Origin of the sequence: Paenibacillus arenilitoris (genome assembly GCF_014705655.1) — a bacterium.
GTDB lineage: Bacteria > Bacillota > Bacilli > Paenibacillales > Paenibacillaceae > Pristimantibacillus > Pristimantibacillus arenilitoris.
This window is the reverse complement of sequence record NZ_JACXIY010000053.1, coordinates 1-20,622: the sequence shown is the minus strand read 5'-3', so window position 1 is coordinate 20,622 and position 20,622 is coordinate 1. Positions and strand designations below refer to the sequence as shown.

Sequence of the window (20,622 nt, the reverse complement as noted above, 5' to 3'; positions counted from 1 at the left end):
GAGAACATCGGTTCAGTTAAATTAATTGGTTTAAACGCTCAGGAGGGTATCATGTTAAGCGACAAGGTGCGTATTTTTTCGGGTTCGTCAAATCCGGTATTGGCTCAGAAGATCAGTGCGGAGCTTGGGATGTCGCTAGGCGCGATCAAGATGTCGCGGTTCAAAAGCGGAGAGATCTACGTGCATTACGAGGAGACGATCCGGAACTGCGACGTCTTCCTCGTGCAGTCGTTCTCGCATCCGATCAACGAGCATTTCGTCGAGTTGCTCGTCATGATCGATGCGGCGAAGCGCGCTTCCGCCAGAACGGTGAACATCATCATGCCTTATTACGGCTATGCGCGCCAAGAACGCAAAGCGGCGCCGCGGGAGCCGATCTCCGCGAAAATGCTGGCGGACGTTCTCACGACGGTCGGCGCGAACCGCGTCATCACGATCGACCTGCATGCACCGGCCATTCAAGGCTTCTTCAACATTCCGGTCGACCATATGACGGCGCTTGACCTCATCAGCGACTACCTGAAATCGAAGAACATCAAAAATCCGGTCGTCGTATCGCCGGACGCGGGCCGCGCTTCCACGGCGGAGAAGCTGGCGAACTACCTCGACACGTCGTTCGCGATCATGATCAAGAAACGCCCGGCGCACAACGAATCCGTAATAACGCACGTCATCGGCGACGTCGAAGGACAAACCCCCATTATTATCGAAGACCTGATCGACACGGGCTCTACGATCGTCAACGTCGTGGAGGGCTTGAAGGAACGCGGCGCGGAAGACGTCTACGTATGCGCGACGCATCCGCTGTTCTCCGGCCCGGCCATTGAGCGTTTGGATCATCCGAATATCAAAGAAGTCATCGTTACCGACTCCATCAGCCTGCCGGATTCGAGGCCGGAACGCTTTACGGTGCTGTCGGTAGCGCCGCTGCTGGCGGAAGCGACCCGCATTATTTTGGAGGGCGGCTCCATCAGCACCTTGTTCAAAAGCAGCGGCGTCTAATAGCGCAAAGCGCGCGCGCTAACGCGCGCAGCCGAATAGTCATGCCGCGGAAAATCGCGGGCGGTCTTGCGCCGTCCGCGATTTTCCCACATATTCTTTCGTGTTAGGATCGGCGCCGCTATGGTATAATCGTAGAAAAATCGGAAGTAACGGGAGGTGCCTTGCCTATGAAGGGGAAGAAACAAGTTGCCGTGGACCATCAGACCAAAGTCATACCGATTCAATGGGACGCGACGTTCTTTTTCGAACGTGCGGTACGGTCGCTGGATCGATTTCATTACGACAAGGCACTGAAGTATTTTCGTCGCGCCGTCGAATACGAGCCGGATAACCCGGTCAACCATTGCAACATGGCCGGCATTTTGTCCGAAATGGGCAATTACGAGGAATCGAACCGGATTTTGGGCTGGATCGTGCAGGACCTTGATCCGACGATGACGGAATGCCACTTTTATATGGCCAACAATTTTGCCAATATGGAGCAGTACGAAGCGGCCGAGAGCTCGCTGATTCAATATTTGGAGAAGGACGAGGAGGGCCAGTTCCTGGGCGAGGCGGAGGAAATGATGGATCTGCTTCATTACGAGCTGGAGCGCCCCACGCGCCTGACGAATATCAAATCGCGCGAAGGACTCGTCGAGCACGACCAGGCCCGCACGCTGCTGGAAGAAGGCAAGTTCACCGAGGCGGTCCGCCTGCTCGAGCAAATCATCGAAGGCCAGCCCGACTTTCTGGCGGCCCGCAACAATCTGGCGCTCGCTTATTATTACATGGGCATGTTCGAGAAGGCGATGGATACGATCCAGGAAGTGCTGCGGCTCGAGCCCGGCAATCTGCACGCCTTGTGCAATCTGGCGATCTTCCACCAGCATGCCGGCGACGAGCAGCGCTTGCGGCCGCTCGTCGAACTGCTGCTGAGAACGGTGCCGTTCCATCAGGAGCATGTGTTTAAATTGGCGACCACAATGGGCATCTTAGGAGAACACGGGGCCGCGCACAAGCACTTTATGCGCCTGCTGCGGGACGGCGAGCTGCCCAAAGATCCGTGCCTGTACCATTACGCCGCCGTCGCGGCATGCAACATCGGGCGGTGGCAGGAAGCCGAGCGGCTATGGAAGCAGACGATCAAGCTCGATCCGGGCTCGGGCATCGCCCATTACTACATGGAGCAGCTGGAGCTGGTCCGCAGCGGCGAGCAATCGGCGCCGATCAGCTACCATTACCATTTGCCCTTCGAAGAGCAGTTCAAGCTGTGGGAGAAATCGTCGGACGGCATTCCCGACCACTTGAAGCGGGATCCGCTCGTCCGGTCTTCTTTCTTCTGGGCGCTGCGCCACGGCGACCAGCACACGAAGCTTCAGGTCATCCAGGCGCTCGGCATGATTGCCGACAGCGAGGTGAAGGACGTGCTGAGAGCGTTCCTGCTCGAGAAGGACGAAGACGATTATTTGAAGCGCATCGCGATTTTCGTGCTCCGGACGATTGGGGTGCAGGAGCCGCTGCATGCCGTATTGGAAGGCAAAGCAACGGTCATCGAGCCGAAGCGCGTGCCGTCGAGGCTTCCCGTCTGGGAGGACAAATGGCAAGCCGTCGTCGAGGCCGCGCTCGGCAGCATGAGCAAGCACTACGACCTGGTGCAGCAGCATGATTTGATGACGCTGTGGGTGGAATTTTTGTCGCGCGTGTACCCGGACGTGCCGAAGCTGACGAAGCCGGAGGGCTGGGCGGCCGCGCTGGAATATTTGACCGCGAAGATGCATCGCAGGGCGATCTCCTACCATGAGGTATCGGTGCGGTACGGCACGTCGATCGCGACCGTAAGCAAGAACGTCAAGACGATTGACGAGGTGTGCGGCATTAAAGAGAAGATGAAGTCGATCAACTCCGTATTTGCCGTGCAAGAGCCGAAAGGCGAATAACATATATGTTCACGAGGTGAAAAGGGATGTACAAATCGATCATTATCGGTACCGGCCCTGCCGGACTTACCGCAGCCATTTATTTGGCGCGCGCCAACATGGAGCCGCTCATTATCGAAGGTCCGGAGCCGGGCGGGCAGCTGACGACGACGACGGAGGTCGAGAACTTCCCGGGCTTCCCGGAAGGCATCATGGGACCGGAGCTTATGGACAACATGCGCAAGCAAGCCGAGCGCTTCGGCGCCAAGTTCGTGACCGGCTGGGTCAATAGCGTGGACCTGTCCGAGCGTCCGTTCAAGCTTCAAGTGGAAGGCCACGGCGAGCTGGTCGGGGAGAGCCTTATTATTTCCACCGGCGCTTCGGCCAAGTACTTGGGCATTCCGGGCGAGAAGGACAATGTCGGGCGCGGCGTAAGCACGTGCGCGACGTGCGACGGCTTCTTCTTCCGCGGCAAAAAAATCATCGTCATCGGCGGCGGCGACTCGGCGATGGAGGAAGCGAACTTCCTCACCCGTTTCGCTTCCAACGTGGAGCTGGTCAACCGGCGCGACGAGCTTCGCGCTTCGAAGATCATGCAGGACCGCGCCCGCGCGAACGAGAAGATCAGCTGGACCTTGAACCGCACGCCGCTTGAAGTCGTGGCCGGCGGAATGGGCGTTACCGGCCTTAAGGTCCGCAACAACGCGACCGGCGAAGAAGAATTGATCGAGACCGACGGCATCTTCGTGGCGATCGGCCATACGCCGAACACGAAGTTCCTGAGCGGCCAAATCGAGACCGATGCTCACGGCTATATTCTCGTCAAGCCGGGAACGTCCGAAACGAACGTGCCGGGGGTGTTCGCTTGCGGCGACGTCCAGGACAGCAAATACCGCCAAGCGATTACGGCCGCGGGCAGCGGATGCATGGCGGCGCTCGACTGCGAGCGGTTCCTGGAAGGCAGCATGACGCATGACTGGAGCCAGTCGAAGTAACCGGCAGAAGATTCATAATCTTGCAGAAGGGGGCTGTACCGGCAGAGCGCTAAGCTTGAAGGTATGGCCCCTTCAATTGTCCGTAGAAGGCGGCCTCGGCCGCATCTTCCGCCGCATTTGCCAGTTATTCCGCTATCTTGACCGCGAGGCGAATGAAAGCTTATAGTGTTACAGAGAAGATAACATATCGATGAGGTGGAATAGTGATGTCTGAGAAGATTTACGTTGGAGTCGATGTCGGCGGAACTGCTATTAAAGTAGGCATTTGCAATGCGGATGGGCAGCTGCTGCACACGTATGAAGGTCCGACGGAAGCGAGTAAAGGAACGGACACTATCCTTCAAAATATCGCAAAATACGCGAAGCAGATCGTCGTAGAATCCGACTTCGAATGGGAGCAGGTCGACGGCGTCGGCGTCGGCATCGCGGGGTTCCTCGATATTCCGAACGGCATCGTTAAATTCGCCCCTAACCTTAAAATTGAAAACGTTAATCTTAAAGGCTATCTGGAGCAAGAGCTGAATAAGACCGTCAAGGTCAACAACGACGCGAACGTGGCCGCGCTTGGCGAAGCTTGGGGCGGAGCGGGCAAGGGCATCGCGCACTGCGTATGCTATACGCTCGGCACGGGCGTAGGCGGCGGCATCATTATAGACGGCAAAATCGTGGAGGGCTACGCGGGCATGGCAGGCGAGCTTGGCCATATGGCGATCGTGCCCGATCTGGAGGCGATCCAGTGCGGCTGCGGCAAGATGGGGTGCCTGGAGACCGTCTCTTCGGCGACCGGCATTATCCGCATGGCGAAGGACGCCGTGGAGCGCGGCGACCGCACGACGCTGTCCCAAGTAGAGGATATTATGGCGAAGGACGTGCTCGACGCCGCTAAGGCCGGGGACGAGGTTGCCATTCGCATCGTGAGCCGCGCGGCTTATTATTTGGGCAAATCGCTCGCCATGATGGCGATCGTATTGAACCCGCAATATTTCATTATCGGCGGCGGCGTATCGAAAGCCGGCGATTTTCTGTTCGACCAAATCCGCGAAGTATTCGAGAAATACACGCAGGATCAAGCCAAAGAAGGCGTCAAAATCGTAGCGGCGACGCTCGGCAACAACGCCGGCGTAGTCGGCGCTGCCGGACTTATTTTACGAGGCTAAGCCTCATTATCAACGCGGGCGGCCTGCAGTCTCCGGCGGGAGGCTTCGGTCCGCCCCGCGCATGCGGGGGGATTGTTCATGGAAACGGGAGCAACGGTAGCGAAGCTTGTCATCATAACCGGCATGTCGGGAGCGGGCAAGACGATAGCCGTCCAAAGCCTGGAGGATCTCGGCTTCTTCTGCGTCGATAACCTACCCCCGGTACTCATTCCGAAATTCGCTGAATTAATCGAGCAGTCGAATGGAAAGATAGGGAAGGTCGCGCTCGTCATCGATTTGCGGGGACGGGAGTTTTTTACCGCACTTTCGGAATCGCTGGCTTACATTAAGGACCATTATACGATCAGCTGCGAGATTTTGTTCCTGGACGCGACGGATGAAGTGCTCGTGCAGCGTTACAAGGAAAGCCGCCGCCGTCATCCGCTGGCGCCGGAAGGCTTGCCGCTCGAAGGCATCCGCAACGAGCGCAGGCTGCTCGAGGATTTGAAGGGCTCGGCGTCCCAAGTGATCGACACGAGCATATTGAAGCCGGTGCACCTGAAGGAACGGATTATTACGCATTTCACGAATCAAGAGCAGAACAGCCTCTCCATCAACGTGACCTCCTTCGGCTTCAAGTACGGCATTCCCATTGACGCGGACCTCATTTACGACGTGCGTTTTCTGCCTAACCCGCATTACGTGGAGCATCTGCGTCCGAACACCGGGCAAAATCCCGATGTGTACGAATACGTCATGAAATGGCCCGAAACCCAACAATTCCTCACCAAGCTGCTCGACATGCTGCAGTTTCTCATTCCGCTTTACCGCAAGGAAGGGAAAAGCCAGGTGGTCGTCGGGATCGGCTGCACGGGAGGCAAGCATCGGTCCGTCGCCATCGCCGAATATTTGGGCCGCATGCTCGGGAGCAGCGACACGGAACGCGTCCGCGTCAGTCATCGCGATTCCGACCGTGACAAGCATTGACGGGGTGAGACGATGCAGACAAGACATAAAATTATGAGGCGTCCCAAAATCGTCGTCATCGGCGGCGGTACGGGTCTCTCCGTCATGCTCCGCGGATTGAAGGAGAAGCCGCTCGACATTACGGCGATCGTGACGGTCGCCGATGACGGGGGGAGCTCCGGCATTCTGCGCAACGAGCTGCAAATTCCGCCGCCCGGGGACATCCGCAACGTCTTGATGGCGCTGGCCGACGCGGAGCCGCTGCTGACGGAGGTGCTGCAGTACCGGTTCAAGACCGTGCCGGGACTTGCCGGACACAGCCTGGGCAACCTGATGCTGGCGGCGATGACCGATATTTCGGGCGACTTCGTCACCGGCATCCGCGAGCTGAGCCGCGTCCTTGCGGTACGCGGCCGAGTGCTCCCGGCCGCGGAGAAGGCGATCGTGCTGAATGCCGAGATGGCCGACGGGTCCATCGTAACGGGAGAATCGATGATTCCGAAAGCCGGGCTGGCGATCAAGCGGGTATTTCTGGAGCCGGCCGACGTGGAACCGCTGGAGGAAGCGGTGGAAGCGATCGAGCAGGCGGACGCGATATTGATCGGTCCCGGAAGCTTGTACACGAGCATTATTCCGAATTTGCTCGTACCGAAGCTGGCCGGCGCGATCGTGGAATCGGAAGCCGTGAAGCTGTTCGTCTGCAACGTCATGACGCAGCCCGGCGAGACGGACAATTATTCGGTCGGCGACCATTTGGACGCGATCCATGCGCATATCGGCCATCATTTGTTCGATTACGTGATCGTGAACGACGGCGAAATTCCGCCGCAGATCGAAAGCAGGTACGCGGAGATGGGCGCGAAGGCGGTTCATCTGGACCTGGACGCGGTGACGCAGAAGGGCTACGAGGTGATCGCGGACCGACTCGTGCTGTTCCGTACTTTTTTGCGGCATGACGCCGAACGTTTGAGCCATCATATTTATAAATTGGTGGAGAACTGGATGTTACGAAAGAGGTGATGAACGATGTCATTTGCGGCGCAAACGAAAAAAGAGCTGACCATGATCGAAGCGGACGGCTGCTGCGAGAAAGCGGAGCTGTCGGCGCTAATCCGGATGAACGGCTCGGTCAGCGTGTCCAGCCGCAAAATCGTTTTGGACATCTCGACGGAAAACGCGGCCATTGCCAGAAGAATTTATTCGCTGCTCAAAAAGCATTTCAACGTGCATGTCGAGCTGCTCGTCCGCAAGAAGATGCGGCTCAAAAAAAATAACGTCTACATCGTCCGAATCCCGGCCGGGGTTCAGGAGGTGCTTAGCGAGCTCAAAATCGTGTCCGAAGGGTTCATGTTCAACCTCGGCATCGACAAGGAGATCATTCGCAAGCCGTGCTGCAAGCGCTCCTATCTGCGCGGCGCGTTTCTGGCCGGCGGCTCCGTCAACAATCCGGAGGGCTCCTCGTACCACCTGGAAATCGCTTCGATGTACGAGGAGCATTGCGAGGCGCTCGTCGATCTCGCGAACAAGTTCGACTTGAATGCGAGATGCATCGAGCGGAAGAAGGGGTTTATTTTCTACATCAAAGAGGGCGAGAAGATCATCGAGCTTCTTAACATCATCGGCGCGCATCAAGCGTTGTTCAAGTTCGAGGATGTCAGGATCATGCGGGATATGCGCAATTCGGTGAATCGGATCGTCAATTGCGAGACGGCGAATTTGAACAAGACGATCGGGGCGGCCGTCCGTCAAATCGAGAACATCAAGCTTCTGCAGCGGGAAGTCGGTCTCGACAGCCTGCCGGAGAAGCTGAAGGAAGTGGCCGAAATCAGGCTTCAGCATCCGGATATGAATTTGACGGAGGTCGGCGAAATGCTAAGGGGCAAGGTGAGCAAGTCGGGCGTCAACCACCGGCTGCGCAAAATCGACGAGCTCGCGGAAAAAATCCGCGGAGGCTGACCTTTTATCCTAGTGCATCGTCATGTATAATGATATAATATTTCTACACGACTTTATTTAGTGCATATGCTAATGAATCAGTAAAATATAGGGGGTATGGTTTCCATGACAAGGCTTCCGGTTGTCGTTCGTCTGAAGACGGGACTTCATGCAAGACCTGCAGCACTATTCGTACAAGAGGCGAACAAATTTTCCTCCGAAGTTTTTGTTGAGAAGGACGATAAGAAAGTGAATGCCAAATCCATAATGGGCATTATGAGCCTTGCGATCAGCTCCGGAACCGAAGTATCCATTAGTGCGGAAGGTTCGGACGCAGAACAGGCTGTAAACGCTTTAGTCGCTTTAGTCAGCAAAGAAGAACTGGAAAACCAGTAAGCTTCAAGAAAGAAGGGCGGTCTGGCAGGTTCGCGAAGAGCTTGCGAAAGGCGGCTCTTTTTTGTTGGGCCGGCAGGCTTCGAGGGTGGTCGGCGCCAGGAGCGGTGAAAGTGACGTGCATAGAGGAAATTTATGGTCTTATTTAAAGCGATGACCGGTAATGTGGACGAATAGCGGAACAAATAGGCCTTATCTCATGGTTGTCGGGGCTAAAGGCAGTGAAATCCGAAAAATAATGCCATAAATTTCCTCTAATCGGCTAACACGCGGTGGCAACGGCAATATTAACGGAACAAAATTCCTTTATTTCTTATCGCGATACGACTCGAAATAGGAAAAGGGATGCAGGGTCGCGTAGTCCCGCGGCATCAGAAAAAAGCAGGCTCGGAGTTTCCCTCCGGCCTGCTTTTTTGTCATAGGGCCGATTAGCTCAGCTTCTCGATGACTTTATCGACGAGTCCGTATTCCCTTGCTTCTTCGGCGCTCATGAAGTAGTCGCGGTCGGTATCCTTCTCGATCCGCTCAAGCGGCTGGCCGCTGCGCTCGGCAAGGATGCCGTTCAGCTTGTCGCGCATCTTCAGGATGCGGCGCGCGCGAATCTCGATGTCGCTCGCTTGACCTTCGGCGCCGCCAAGCGGCTGGTGAATCATAACTTCGCTGTTCGGCAGCGCATATCGTTTGCCTTTGGCTCCCGCGGTCAGCAGGAAGGCACCCATGGAAGCGGCCATGCCTACGCATATCGTGGACACGTCCGGCTTGATGAATTGCATCGTATCGTAGATCGCCATACCTGCTGTGATCGAACCGCCCGGGCTGTTGATGTAGAGAGAAATGTCCTTCTCCGGATCGTCGGCAGCTAGGAACAGCATCTGGGCGATAATGGAATTGGCCACCACGTCATTGACGCCCGTTCCGAGAAAAATGATGCGGTCTTTCAATAAGCGGGAGTAAATGTCATAAGCGCGTTCCCCCCGATTGTTCTGCTCAATAACCATAGGCACGAAATTCATATCCAACGCAAGCCCCCTCCTCGACAACAATGAATGGTTAAATCGTATTCCTATAATAACGGATCCAAATTCAAAAGTCAAAGATAGTCAAACTCCTCGAAGCGGGTGGCCGCGGAGGCGTAAAAAAACCGTTCCTTCGAATAGGAACGGTTGGTTAGCGTCATTATAAAAGTTGGCGCGCCCGCTAGGAATCGAACCTAGATCTCAGGCTCCGGAGGCCTACGTCATATCCATTGGACCACGGGCGCAAAAAAACAGTAGCAAAAATGATTATAGGATATTCCGCGAGCGAAAGCAAGTAGAGACGAAAAATTAATTTTGTGAAAAATGTGACAGAAATCGTTTTCATCGACAAAGCGGCTATTGCTTCTATCGTTATTTTTCGATAAACTAAGTGTGGGACTTGAAATGATACCGCGGGACATAAACGGTCCAACGTTAAAGAACCGAATACGCTGTAAGCCGATGGAGTGAAGGATGAGATGCGACAGATCGTTGAACTGCAGCAGCAGCTTGTGCCGGATCTGCTCGACGTCATGAAGAAACGGTATTCGATCCTGCACCAGGTGATGCTGTCCGATTTGATCGGCCGGAGGACGCTGGCGGCGAATTTATCGATGACGGAAAGAATGCTGCGGGCGGAGACGGATTTTCTGAAGGCGCAGGGTCTGCTCGAGACTCATTCGGGCGGCATGCGAATTAGCGATTCAGGCAAGCTGTTATTGGAGCAGCTGGAGCCCTTCTATAAGACCTTGTTCGGCTTGTCCGAGCTGGAGGAGAAGATCCGCAGCCACTTCGGATTATCGCAGGTCGTCGTCGTTGCGGGCGACTCGGATTCGTCGCAGCAGACGAAGCGGGAGCTTGGGCGGGCGGGCTGCCAGGTGCTGAACAGGGTAATGCGGCCGGGCGACGTCATCGCCGTTACCGGCGGCACGACGATCGCGCAGGTATCCGGTCAGCTTGTCGCGTCCTCGCCGCTCAAGACGAACTGGTTCGTGCCGGCAAGGGGCGGCCTCGGCGAGAGTCTGGATTACCAGGCGAATACGATCGCATCCACGATGGCAAAGCGGACGGGAGCGCATTACAGGCTGCTGCACGTGCCCGACCATCTCGGCGAAGAGGCGTTCGCTTCCCTTATGCAGGAGCCGAACATCCGGGAGATCGTCGACGTTATCCGAAGCGCCCGCATCGTGATACACGGGATCGGAGACGCCATGGTCATGGCCAGGCGCAGGCGCCTGGAGCAGGAGGTCATCGAAGCGATGCTGGCGGAAGGCGCGCTGGCGGAGGCGTTCGGCTTCTACTTCGACCGAAACGGCGAAGTCGTGCACAAAATGCAGACGGTAGGGTTACGACTCGAGGATATTGTGAAAACTGAAGTTGTCGTAGGCGTTGCGGGCGGCAAGAGCAAGGGCGAAGCCATTGCGGCCGTCATGCGGTTCGGACACAATGACGTACTCGTAACGGACGAAGCCGCCGCGCTCGAAATCGCGGCGCTGATCGAGAACGGATAGCGGCAATAGGGCAGCATCTTGATGCGATGCGGGAGGCGACGCGCTCTCCCCCGCAAGCATCTTGAAATATATATCATTTTTTTAAAAAAAGCTTAGGAGGAAACAACAATGGTTAAAGTTGGTATTAATGGTTTTGGCCGCATCGGCCGTAACGTATTCCGCGCAGCACTGAACAACCCGAACGTAGAGATCGTAGCGGTAAACGATTTGACGGACACGAAAACGCTGGCTCACCTGCTGAAATTCGATACGACTCACGGCAAGCTGGACGCTACCGTAGAAGCTCAAGAAGGCGCGCTGATCGTTAACGGCCGCGAAATCAAAGTATTTGCGGAGCGCAACCCCGCCGACCTTCCTTGGGCATCCGTAGGCGCTGAAATCGTCGTCGAGTCGACCGGTATATTCACGGCGAAAGAAAAAGCCGAGCTTCACCTTAAAGGCGGCGCGAAAAAGGTTATCATCTCCGCACCGGCTACGAACGAAGACATCACGGTCGTTATCGGCGTTAACGAAGACAAATACGACCCTGCGGCACACACCATTATTTCCAACGCTTCCTGCACAACCAACTGCTTGGCTCCTTTCGCTAAAGTGTTGAACGATAAATTCGGAATCGTTAAAGGCATGATGACGACGGTTCACTCGTACACGAACGACCAATCCGTGCTTGACGTGCCGCATAAGGATCTGCGCCGCGCCCGCGCTGCCGCCGAGAACATCATTCCTTCGTCCACCGGCGCCGCGAAAGCCGTTTCCCTTGTACTGCCTGAGCTGAAAGGCAAACTGAACGGCATGGCTATGCGCGTTCCTACGCCTAACGTTTCCGTAACCGACCTGGTTGCCGAGCTGAAAGTGAACGTAACGGTCGACGAAGTGAACGCGGCGTTCAAAGATGCTTCCGAAGGCGCTTTGAAAGGCATCTTGAACTATAATGAATTGCCGCTTGTATCGAGCGACTACAACGGCGACCCTGCTTCCTCCACGATCGACGCTTTGTCGACGATGGTTGTCGAAGGCAACATGGTGAAAGTCGTTTCCTGGTACGACAACGAGTGGGGCTACTCGAACCGCGTAGTTGATCTTGCTGCTTACATCGCAAGCAAAGGTCTGTAAGCAAAGAAGGCCGACGGACTGCGGCTCTCGGGTGCAGAGCCAAGGTCCTTGGCCCTGCGGCTCGGATGAGGCGCGGGCCTGAAGGTCGTTCCTTCTTTGAAGGAACGACCTTCTTTTTTTGTGGATAGGAGAGCCATTAACATAACCGGGAGGTCTTCATCGATGAATAAAAAAAGCGTACGTGACGTAGCAGAATTAGCAGGTAAACGGGTATTTGTCCGCGTTGACTTCAACGTGCCGCTCGAGAACGGGAAAATTACCGACGACAAACGGATCCGCGAGACGCTACCTACGATCAACTACTTAATCGAAAAAGGCGCAAAAGTGATTCTGGCGAGCCACCTTGGCCGTCCGAACGGCCAAGTGGTCGAGGAGCTTCGCCATACGGCTTCCGCGGCGCGCCTGTCCGAGCTGCTCGGCAAGCCGGTAACGAAAGCGGGCGAAGCGATCGGCGAAGCGGTGGAAGCGCAGGTAGCCGCTCTGAACAACGGCGACGTGCTCCTGCTCGAAAACGTGCGTTTCTATGAAGGCGAAGAGAAGAACGATCCGGAACTGGCGAAGTCCTTCGCGAAGCTTGCCGACCTGTTCGTCAACGACGCGTTCGGCGCCGCTCACCGCGCGCACGCTTCGACCGAAGGCATCGCGCGCCTGCTTCCGGCCGTATCCGGCTTGCTGATGGAAAGAGAGCTCGAGGTGCTCGGCAAGGCGCTTAACAACCCCGAGCGTCCGTTCACGGCGATCGTCGGCGGCTCGAAAGTAAAGGACAAAATCGCGGTTATCGACAAAATGCTTGAAATCGCGGACAACATCATCATCGGGGGCGGCCTGTCGTACACGTTCTTCAAAGCGCAAGGCCATGAAATCGGCAAGTCGCTCGTCGACAACAGCAAGCTCGATCTTGCGCTCGAATTCATGGAGAAGGCGAAGAAGCTCGGCAAAAACTTCCTGATCCCGGTCGATATTGTCGTAACCGACGATTTCAGCGCGGACGCGAACACAAAAATCGTAGACGTTGACAGCATCCCGGCCGAATGGGAAGGCATCGACATCGGACCGAAGACGCGCGAGCTGTATGCGGACGTGATCAAAAACTCGAAGCTCGTCGTATGGAACGGGCCGATGGGCGTATTCGAAATCGAGCCGTTCTCGCACGGTACGCAGGCCGTTGCCCGCGCATGCGCGGAAACGTCCGGCTACACCGTCATCGGCGGCGGCGACTCCGCTGCGGCCGCGGAGAAATTCGGCCTTGCGGACAAAATGGACTTCATCTCGACGGGCGGCGGCGCTTCCCTGGAATTCATGGAAGGCAAAGAACTGCCGGGCGTCGTAGCGCTTAACGATAAATAAAAATTTCAAAAAGGAGGATCCAAGCATGAGCAAGAGAACACCTATTATTGCAGGCAACTGGAAAATGTTCAAAACGGTGTCCGAAGCCGTATCCTTTTTCTCCGAAGTAAAGGGCAAGGCCGAGGTTGCCGGCGTAGAGAGCGTCATTTGCGCGCCTTACACGACGCTCCCGGCGCTTGTTGAAGCGGCCAAAGGCACATCCATCGCGATCGGCGCGCAAAACGTCCACTTCGAGGACAACGGCGCGTATACGGGCGAAATCAGCGGCGTTATGCTGAAGGATCTCGGCGTCAAGTACGTCATCATCGGCCACTCCGAGCGCCGCGCGTACTTCGCGGAGTCCGACGAGATCGTGAACAAGAAGGTTCACGCTTCGTTCAAGCATAGCCTTCTGCCGATCGTCTGCGTAGGCGAGAAGCTGGAAGAGCGCGAAGCCGGACAAACGAAGGACGTATGTAAAGTGCAAACCGAAGCGGCATTCCAAGGCTTGTCGGCAGCGCAAGCGGCGGAAGTCGTTATCGCCTACGAGCCGATCTGGGCGATCGGAACGGGCAAATCGTCGACTTCCGAAGATGCGCAGGACGTCATCGGTTACATCCGCGGCATCGTGGCGGGCCTGTACGATCAAGCGACGGCCGATGCGGTCCGCATTCAGTACGGCGGCAGCGTGAAGCCGAACAACGTAGCCGAGTACTTGGGCCAAGCCGACATCGACGGCGCCCTCGTAGGCGGCGCGAGCCTGGAGCCGGCTTCCTACATCGCACTGGTCGAGGGGGCCAAGTAAGATGGCTTCCAAGAAACCCGTAGCGCTTATTATTCTGGACGGCTTCGGACTTCGCGACGATGTGACGGGCAACGCCGTCGCGCAAGCGAATAAGCCGAATTACGACCGTTATTGGTCGACCTATCCGCATACGACGCTGACGGCATCGGGCGAAGCGGTCGGCCTGCCGGAAGGCCAGATGGGCAATTCCGAGGTCGGCCATCTTAACATCGGCGCGGGCAGGATCGTCTACCAGGACTTGACCCGGATCAGCAAATCGATCCGCGACGGCGAGTTCTTCGATAACGAGACGCTCCTTGGCGCCGTGCGTCACGTGAAGACGAACAACAAGAAGCTTCATCTGTACGGCTTGCTGTCCGACGGCGGCGTGCACAGCCATATCGCGCACTTGTTCGCCATGCTCGAGCTGGCGAAGAAGGAAGAGCTGACGGACGTGTACATCCATGCTTTCCTCGACGGGCGCGACGTTTCCCCGGACAGTGCGAGAGGTTATTTGGAACAATTGCAGGCGAAGATCGAAGAGGTGGGCGTAGGCCGCATCGCGACGGTGCAAGGCCGCTACTACGCGATGGACCGCGACAAGCGCTGGGAGCGCACGGAGAAGTCCTATCGCGCCATGGTATACGGCGAAGGGCCTAAATACGTCGATCCGATCCAAGCGGTAGTTGAATCCTACGAGAAATCGGTTTATGATGAATTCGTTATGCCGACGGTTATCGTGGACGAGAACGACAAGCCGGTCGGCCTCGTCGAATCGGAGGATGCGGTCGTGTTCTTCAACTTCCGCCCGGACCGCGCGATTCAGCTGTCGCAGGTGTTCACGAACGCGGATTTCCGCGGCTTCGACCGCGGCGAGAAGTGCCCGTCGAACCTGTACTTCGTCTGCCTGACGCTGTTCAGCGAATCCGTTGACGGTTATGTTGCTTATTCTCCTAAAAATCTCGATAACACGCTCGGCGAAGTGCTTGCCCAGAACCACAAGACGCAGCTGCGCACGGCCGAGACCGAGAAGTATCCGCATGTCACGTTCTTCTTCAGCGGCGGCCGCGACCAGGAGCTGCCGGGCGAGACCCGCGTCCTGATCAACTCGCCGAAGGTCGCCACGTACGACCTGCAGCCGGAGATGAGCGCGTACGAGCTTGCGGAATCGACCGTTCGCGAGATCGAGGCGGACAAGCATGACGCCATCATCCTGAACTTTGCCAATCCCGACATGGTCGGCCATTCCGGCATGCTGGAGCCGACGATTAAGGCGGTCGAAGCGACGGACGAATGCCTCGGCAAGGTCGTGGAGGCGGTGCTCGCCAAAGGCGGCGTCTGCATCATTACGGCCGACCACGGCAATGCGGACATGGTATTCGACGAGAACGGCCGTCCGCATACGGCGCATACGACAAATCCGGTGCCTCTCATCGTGACGAGAGAGGGCGCGACGCTTCGCGAAGGCGGCATTCTGGCCGATATCGCGCCGACGTTCCTCGATTTGATGGAGCTGGACAAACCAAGCGAAATGACCGGCAGCACGTTAATTAACCAAAAATAAACTATAACGAAGGAGTGTTTTCCTCATGTCTTTGATCGTTGACGTATATGCACGCGAAGTGCTTGATTCCCGCGGTAATCCAACCGTTGAAGTAGAAGTATCCCTCGAGTCCGGCGGCAAAGGACGCGCCATCGTTCCTTCCGGCGCATCCACCGGCGCTTACGAAGCCGTAGAGCTTCGCGACGGCGACAAATCCCGTTTCCTCGGCAAAGGCGTTCTGAAAGCCGTTGAAAATGTAAACACGGTTATCGCTCCGGAAATTATCGGTCTCGACGCGCTTGACCAAGTGCTGATCGACCGCAAAATGATCGAGCTTGACGGCACGCCGAACAAAGCGAAGCTAGGCGCGAACGCGATTCTGGCCGTATCGATGGCCGTTGCCCGTGCGGCAGCCGACGCTCTGGACGTCCCTCTCTATACTTACCTTGGCGGCTTCAACGCCAAGACGCTTCCGGTTCCGATGATGAACATCATCAACGGCGGCGAGCATGCCGACAACAACATCGACGTGCAAGAATTCATGGTTCTTCCTGTCGGTGCGGCCGACTTCAAGGAAGCGCTCCGCATCGGCGCCGAAATCTTCCACAACCTGAAAGCCGTATTGCATGACAAAGGCCTTAACACGGCTGTCGGCGACGAAGGCGGCTTCGCGCCGAACCTCGGCTCCAACGAAGAAGCGATTACGACGATCATCTCCGCGATCGAGCGCGCAGGCTACAAGCCGGGCGTAGACGTATTCCTCGGCATGGACGTGGCTTCGACCGAGTTCTTCAAGGACGGCAAATACGTGCTGGCGGGCGAAGGCAAATCGTTCACATCGGCGGAATTCGTAGACCTTCTCGCTTCGTGGGTCGACAAATACCCGATCGTATCGATCGAAGACGGCTGCTCCGAAGACGACTGGGACGGCTGGAAGCTGCTTACCGACAAGCTCGGCGGCAAGGTACAGCTCGTTGGCGACGATCTGTTCGTAACGAACACCGAGCGCCTGTCCGACGGCATCGAGAAGGGCGTAGGCAACTCGATCCTTGTTAAAGTTAACCAAATCGGCACACTGACCGAGACGTTCGACGCGATCGAAATGGCGAAACGCGCAGGCTACACGGCGGTTATCTCCCACCGTTCCGGCGAAAGCGAAGACAGCACGATCGCCGATATCGCGGTTGCGACGAATGCCGGCCAGATCAAGACGGGCGCGCCTTCCCGCACGGACCGCGTAGCGAAGTACAACCAATTGCTTCGCATCGAGGATCAGCTGGGCTCGACGGCTCAATACGGCGGCAAAAAAGCGTTCTACAACCTGAAAAGCTTCAAATAAGGCTGTATGATGAAGAAGGGCATGTCCTCCCGGACATGCCCTTCTTTTTTATGCGGATTTCGCCGGGCTTCCGCTGGTTATACTAAGCGGACAACAACAGGCATGAAGGGATAGGCAGGTGTCGGGGGATGGGCAAGCCGGTGGCGGGCATCCAACTGTATTCGCTCAGGGATCAGACGGAGATCGATTTTTTGGGCACGCTGGAGAAGGTGGCGAAGATCGGCTACAAAGCGGTCGAATTCGCGGGCTTCTTCAAGACGCCGGCGGCAGAGCTGAAAAACAAGCTGGACGAGCTGAAGCTTGCGGCGCCTTCGGCGCATGTGCCGCTTAACTTCAGCGATACGAAGCGGCTGGAGGCCGATTTTGCCGGACAAATCGATTACGCGAAGGAGCTCGGGATCACGTATCTGATTACGCCATGGGCGCCGCTTCCGGAGCAGCCAACGAAGGAAGACGTCAAGCATCTGGTCGATATCCTGACGCGGTGCGGGCAGCAGGCGAAGGATGCGGGCCTTACATACGGCTACCACAACCACGATTTCGAGTTCAAGCTGGTGGACAAGAAGACGGTGCTCGATCATCTGCTGGAGCAAGTGCCGGCCGAGCTGATGGTCATGCAGTTCGATTTAGGCTGGCTGCATCTGGGCGGGTACAAGCCGTCCGAATATTTGGGGAAGTATAAGGGCCGCGTGCCGCTCGTTCACTTCAAGGATTTCGCGAAGGGCCGCAAAGACGCGGAAATCGGCAAAGGCGAGATCGGCTACGAGAAGCTGTTCGATCTGCTTGAGCCGGCCGGCGTGGAGTACGTGATCGTAGAGCAGGAGCAGTTCGAGAAGAGCTCGCTCGACAGCGCGGCGAACAATTATCGTTTTTTGCAGCGGCACGGCTTGTGAGCTTGCAGCGGCTTCAGGTCGTCCTATTGTAATCGGAGCCCAGCTATGGTATGATCATTTTACGTGTTTTTATGTTTACGGAGCTCCTATGCTGGAGGTGGAACAAAGATGGAAATCTTTTTGAAGATCTTGCTCGTTGTATTCTCGATCGGACTGATTGCGGTCGTATTGCTGCAGAAAGGGAAAAGCGCGGGCTTGTCCGGAGCGATTACCGGCGGCGCCGAGCATCTGTTCGGCAAGACGAAGGCGCGCGGTTTGGATTTGTTTTTGCAGCGTTTGACGGTTGCGCTGGCCGTAGGCTTTTTCATTTTGGCGCTGGTTGTATCGTATTTCGTACAACAATAATGAATAACTTGCGTCAAAGCGGGGATAGATTCCCCGCTTTTTTTGTATTTTGGGCAGATTCACGGATGCGCCGCTTTCATTTCGTGTATACTACATGGTATATGGAAAATCTATCAATCTGCCGAAACGGACGGAACAATCGGCGGCAGGCGTAAGAGGAGAAATTGCGATCATGATCATTAACGAGCAGGAACTGCTTGATTTTATGCGTGAAAAGGCGTATAAGCCGATGACTTACCAGGAGCTCGAGAAGCACTACGGCATCGAAGACGCGCAGGAGTTCAAGCAATTCCTGAAAATGCTGAACCAGCTGGAGGACGAGGGGAAGATCATCCGCACGCCGAACGAGCATTACGGGGTGCCGGAGCGGATGAATTTGATTCGGGGCCGGCTGCAGTCGCACGCGAAGGGCTTCGGCTTCCTGATTCCCGACGAGAAGGAGCACCCGGACGTCTACCTGCATGCCAATGATTTGAAAAGCGCGATGAACGGCGACACCGTTCTCGTCCGCGTCACGTCGAGAAGCGAGCACGGCGGCCGGATGGAGGGCGAAGTCGTCCGGATCGTGGAGCGCGCGGTGACGCAAATCGTCGGCACGTTCGAGGATCACGAGGCATATGCGTTCGTCGTGCCGGACGACAAACGGATCAACCGGGATATTTTCATTCCGAAGGGCGGCTATCAAGGAGCGGTATCCGGACAGAAGGTCGTCGTGCGCATCGTCTCCTATCCGGAAGGTCGGTCCGCGGCCGAGGGCGAGATTATCGAAATTTTAGGGCATAAGAACGATCCCGGGGTCGACATCCTGTCGATTATCCGCAAGCATCAGCTGCCGGAGGGCTTCCCGGACGAAGTGATGGCCGAGGCGGAAGCGGCGCCGGACGCGATTACCGAGGAGGAGATCGTGCAGCAGGGCAGGCGCGATCTGCGCGGCGAGGTCATCGTGACGATCGACGGCGAAGACGCGAAGGATCTCGACGACGCGGTGCACGTGAAACGTCTGGAGAACGGGAATTATTTGCTCGGGGTTCATATCGCGGACGTCGGGTACTATGTGTTGGAGAAGTCGCAGCTGGACCAAGAGGCGTTCCGCCGCGGCTGCAGCGTTTACTTGGTCGACCGCGTCATTCCGATGCTGCCGCACCGGCTGTCGAACGGCATTTGCTCGCTGAATCCGAAGGTGGACCGGTTAACGCTTTCGTGCGAGATGGAGTTCGACGCCAAGACGCTGAAGCGGGTTCGGCACGATATTTTCACGAGCGTCATCCGCACGAAGGAGCGCATGACGTATGCGAACGTCCGGAGGCTGCTCACGGCGACGGAAGAAGAGCCTCAGACCGAGCTGAAGGAGCGCTACGCCGATCTGCTCGGCATGTTCGGGCTTATGGAGGATCTTGCGATGCGCCTCCGGTCGAAGCGGATGAAGCGCGGCGCGATCGATTTCGACTTCCAAGAGTCGAAGGTGCTCGTCGACGAGAACGGCAAAGCGGTCGATATCGTGAAGCGCGAGCGCTCCATTGCGGAGCAAATCATCGAGGAATTCATGCTGGTGGCGAACGAGACGGTGGCGGAGCATTTCCACTGGCTGCGCGTGCCGTTCCTGTACCGGATCCACGAGGACCCGGACCAGGAGAAGCTTCTGAACTTTATCCGGTTCGCGGCAAACTTCGGCTACGCGGTGAAGGGCAAGGGCAACTCCGTCCATCCGAGGGCGCTGCAGACGCTGCTGGAGGAAATCCGCGGCACGAAGGAGGCGACGGTCATCTCGACCGTCATGCTCCGCTCGATGAAGCAGGCGAAATACGACGCGGAGAGCCTCGGGCATTTCGGGCTTGCGGCGGAATTTTATTCGCACTTCACGTCGCCGATCCGGCGTTACCCCGATCTAGTCATCCACCGGATCATCCGCGAGGTGATCGAAGGCGGCGGGCAGCTGACGGAAGCGCGCCACGATTACCTCGCTTCGCGCATGGGCGACATCGCGCAGGTGTCCTCGGAGCGCGAGCGGGTGGCCGTTGACGCGGAGCGCGACGTGGAGCAGCTGAAAAAATGCGAGTTCATGCTCGATAAAGTCGGCGAGGAGTTCGAGGGCATCATCAGCAGCGTGACGAGCTTCGGCATGTTCATCGAGCTCGACAACTCGGTGGAGGGGTTAATCCGTCTTAGCGATCTGACGGACGATTATTACCACTTCCACGAGCAGCACATGCTTCTGCTCGGTGAGCGCACGTCGCGGACGTACCGGATCGGCGACGAGGTGAAGATTCGCGTGTCGCGGGTTAGCATGACGGAGCATACGATCGACTTCGAAATGGTCGATATGAAGCCGCGGAGCGGCTCCAAGGGCGCGCCGGGCGCCGGGTTCGACGGCGCGCGCGGCGGCAAGAAGCGCGGCGGGTTCGGCGGCCGCGCGGACGACCGCGGCGG

18 protein-coding genes and 1 tRNA gene are annotated in these 20,622 nt (G+C 56.9%); 17 read left to right on the top strand and 2 right to left on the bottom strand.

The genetic code is table 11. From position 1 onward, the window contains the following. The first annotated feature begins 51 nt into the window (after positions 1 to 51). The 8 genes from IDH41_RS28960 (at position 52) to IDH41_RS28925 (ending at position 8,328) form a co-directional block, all read left to right on the top strand. Positions 52 to 1,002, top strand: coding sequence for a ribose-phosphate diphosphokinase (locus tag IDH41_RS28960; protein ID WP_190867442.1), 951 nt, complete (start codon positions 52 to 54; stop codon positions 1,000 to 1,002). Positions 1,003 to 1,169: 167 nt separating this feature from the next. Further along, positions 1,170 to 2,921 (top strand): tetratricopeptide repeat protein, encoded by a 1,752-nt coding sequence (locus IDH41_RS28955; RefSeq protein WP_190867440.1) that lies wholly within the window; start codon positions 1,170 to 1,172, stop codon positions 2,919 to 2,921. Positions 2,922 to 2,947: 26 nt separating this feature from the next. Then, positions 2,948 to 3,895 carry a thioredoxin-disulfide reductase gene (trxB, locus tag IDH41_RS28950; RefSeq protein WP_190867438.1) on the top strand — a complete coding sequence of 316 codons (948 nt, stop codon included), beginning with the start codon at positions 2,948 to 2,950 and terminating at the stop codon, positions 3,893 to 3,895. Between the two features lie 206 nt (positions 3,896 to 4,101). After that, positions 4,102 to 5,052 carry an ROK family glucokinase gene (locus IDH41_RS28945; RefSeq protein WP_190867436.1) on the top strand — a complete coding sequence of 317 codons (951 nt, stop codon included), beginning with the start codon at positions 4,102 to 4,104 and terminating at the stop codon, positions 5,050 to 5,052. Positions 5,053 to 5,130: 78 nt separating this feature from the next. Then, positions 5,131 to 6,018 (top strand): RNase adapter RapZ, encoded by an 888-nt coding sequence (gene rapZ, locus IDH41_RS28940; protein WP_190867435.1) that lies wholly within the window; start codon positions 5,131 to 5,133, stop codon positions 6,016 to 6,018. Positions 6,019 to 6,030: 12 nt separating this feature from the next. Further along, positions 6,031 to 7,017: a gluconeogenesis factor YvcK family protein gene (locus IDH41_RS28935; protein ID WP_223830158.1), complete on the top strand. Its 987-nt coding sequence runs from the start codon at positions 6,031 to 6,033 to the stop codon at positions 7,015 to 7,017. A 6-nt stretch (positions 7,018 to 7,023) separates the two neighbouring features. Further along, positions 7,024 to 7,953 (top strand): DNA-binding protein WhiA, encoded by a 930-nt coding sequence (whiA, locus tag IDH41_RS28930; protein WP_190867433.1) that lies wholly within the window; start codon positions 7,024 to 7,026, stop codon positions 7,951 to 7,953. Between the two features lie 105 nt (positions 7,954 to 8,058). Further along, the gene (locus tag IDH41_RS28925) at positions 8,059 to 8,328 is read left to right on the top strand and encodes an HPr family phosphocarrier protein (RefSeq protein ID WP_028609180.1); all 270 of its coding nucleotides are present in this window, start codon (positions 8,059 to 8,061) and stop codon (positions 8,326 to 8,328) included. A gap of 425 nt (positions 8,329 to 8,753) precedes the next feature. Here the strand turns inward: IDH41_RS28925 and clpP are convergent, their stop codons facing one another. After that, positions 8,754 to 9,338, bottom strand: coding sequence for an ATP-dependent Clp endopeptidase proteolytic subunit ClpP (gene clpP, locus IDH41_RS28920; RefSeq protein ID WP_190867475.1), 585 nt, complete (start codon positions 9,336 to 9,338; stop codon positions 8,754 to 8,756). 173 nt (positions 9,339 to 9,511) lie between these two features. Continuing rightward, a tRNA-Arg gene (locus tag IDH41_RS28915) sits at positions 9,512 to 9,586 on the bottom strand. 234 nt (positions 9,587 to 9,820) lie between these two features. Here IDH41_RS28915 and IDH41_RS28910 point away from each other — a divergent pair. From IDH41_RS28910 to rnr, 9 genes are all read left to right on the top strand, one after another. After that, a complete protein-coding gene (locus tag IDH41_RS28910) occupies positions 9,821 to 10,852 on the top strand; it encodes a sugar-binding transcriptional regulator (RefSeq protein WP_190867431.1) in 1,032 nt (343 codons plus the stop codon). 108 nt (positions 10,853 to 10,960) lie between these two features. Then, entirely contained in the window at positions 10,961 to 11,965 is a 1,005-nt protein-coding gene (gene gap, locus IDH41_RS28905) for a type I glyceraldehyde-3-phosphate dehydrogenase (protein WP_190867429.1), read from the top strand. A gap of 162 nt (positions 11,966 to 12,127) precedes the next feature. Further along, complete coding sequence (locus tag IDH41_RS28900; RefSeq protein WP_190867427.1) at positions 12,128 to 13,312, top strand: phosphoglycerate kinase; 1,185 nt, start codon at positions 12,128 to 12,130, stop codon at positions 13,310 to 13,312. Between the two features lie 25 nt (positions 13,313 to 13,337). Beyond that, entirely contained in the window at positions 13,338 to 14,096 is a 759-nt protein-coding gene (gene tpiA / locus IDH41_RS28895) for a triose-phosphate isomerase (protein WP_190867425.1), read from the top strand. 1 nt (position 14,097) lies between these two features. Further along, positions 14,098 to 15,639 (top strand): 2,3-bisphosphoglycerate-independent phosphoglycerate mutase, encoded by a 1,542-nt coding sequence (gene gpmI / locus IDH41_RS28890; protein ID WP_190867423.1) that lies wholly within the window; start codon positions 14,098 to 14,100, stop codon positions 15,637 to 15,639. Positions 15,640 to 15,664: 25 nt separating this feature from the next. Beyond that, complete coding sequence (eno, locus tag IDH41_RS28885) at positions 15,665 to 16,957, top strand: phosphopyruvate hydratase (RefSeq protein WP_190867421.1); 1,293 nt, start codon at positions 15,665 to 15,667, stop codon at positions 16,955 to 16,957. Positions 16,958 to 17,085: 128 nt separating this feature from the next. Then, positions 17,086 to 17,850 (top strand): sugar phosphate isomerase/epimerase family protein, encoded by a 765-nt coding sequence (locus IDH41_RS28880; RefSeq protein WP_190867419.1) that lies wholly within the window; start codon positions 17,086 to 17,088, stop codon positions 17,848 to 17,850. A 108-nt stretch (positions 17,851 to 17,958) separates the two neighbouring features. Continuing rightward, the gene (secG, locus tag IDH41_RS28875) at positions 17,959 to 18,195 is read left to right on the top strand and encodes a preprotein translocase subunit SecG (RefSeq protein WP_190867417.1); all 237 of its coding nucleotides are present in this window, start codon (positions 17,959 to 17,961) and stop codon (positions 18,193 to 18,195) included. Positions 18,196 to 18,370: 175 nt separating this feature from the next. Next, positions 18,371 to 20,622 (top strand): ribonuclease R (gene rnr, locus IDH41_RS28870; RefSeq protein WP_190867415.1); only part of this gene is annotated, 2,252 nt, incomplete at its 3' end.

Bases quoted from the DNA above. Each gene is read 5' to 3' on its own strand.
- IDH41_RS28960 (WP_190867442.1), top strand. From the start codon at position 52: ATGTTAAGCGACAAGGTGCGTATTTTTTCGGGTTCGTCAAATCCGGTA.
- IDH41_RS28955 (WP_190867440.1), top strand. From the start codon at position 1,170: ATGAAGGGGAAGAAACAAGTTGCCGTGGACCATCAGACCAAAGTCATA.
- trxB (WP_190867438.1), top strand. From the start codon at position 2,948: ATGTACAAATCGATCATTATCGGTACCGGCCCTGCCGGACTTACCGCA.
- IDH41_RS28945 (WP_190867436.1), top strand. From the start codon at position 4,102: ATGTCTGAGAAGATTTACGTTGGAGTCGATGTCGGCGGAACTGCTATT.
- rapZ (WP_190867435.1), top strand. From the start codon at position 5,131: ATGGAAACGGGAGCAACGGTAGCGAAGCTTGTCATCATAACCGGCATG.
- IDH41_RS28935 (WP_223830158.1), top strand. From the start codon at position 6,031: ATGCAGACAAGACATAAAATTATGAGGCGTCCCAAAATCGTCGTCATC.
- whiA (WP_190867433.1), top strand. From the start codon at position 7,024: ATGTCATTTGCGGCGCAAACGAAAAAAGAGCTGACCATGATCGAAGCG.
- IDH41_RS28925 (WP_028609180.1), top strand. From the start codon at position 8,059: ATGACAAGGCTTCCGGTTGTCGTTCGTCTGAAGACGGGACTTCATGCA.
- clpP (WP_190867475.1), bottom strand. From the start codon at position 9,338: ATGAATTTCGTGCCTATGGTTATTGAGCAGAACAATCGGGGGGAACGC.
- IDH41_RS28910 (WP_190867431.1), top strand. From the start codon at position 9,821: ATGCGACAGATCGTTGAACTGCAGCAGCAGCTTGTGCCGGATCTGCTC.
- gap (WP_190867429.1), top strand. From the start codon at position 10,961: ATGGTTAAAGTTGGTATTAATGGTTTTGGCCGCATCGGCCGTAACGTA.
- IDH41_RS28900 (WP_190867427.1), top strand. From the start codon at position 12,128: ATGAATAAAAAAAGCGTACGTGACGTAGCAGAATTAGCAGGTAAACGG.
- tpiA (WP_190867425.1), top strand. From the start codon at position 13,338: ATGAGCAAGAGAACACCTATTATTGCAGGCAACTGGAAAATGTTCAAA.
- gpmI (WP_190867423.1), top strand. From the start codon at position 14,098: ATGGCTTCCAAGAAACCCGTAGCGCTTATTATTCTGGACGGCTTCGGA.
- eno (WP_190867421.1), top strand. From the start codon at position 15,665: ATGTCTTTGATCGTTGACGTATATGCACGCGAAGTGCTTGATTCCCGC.
- IDH41_RS28880 (WP_190867419.1), top strand. From the start codon at position 17,086: ATGGGCAAGCCGGTGGCGGGCATCCAACTGTATTCGCTCAGGGATCAG.
- secG (WP_190867417.1), top strand. From the start codon at position 17,959: ATGGAAATCTTTTTGAAGATCTTGCTCGTTGTATTCTCGATCGGACTG.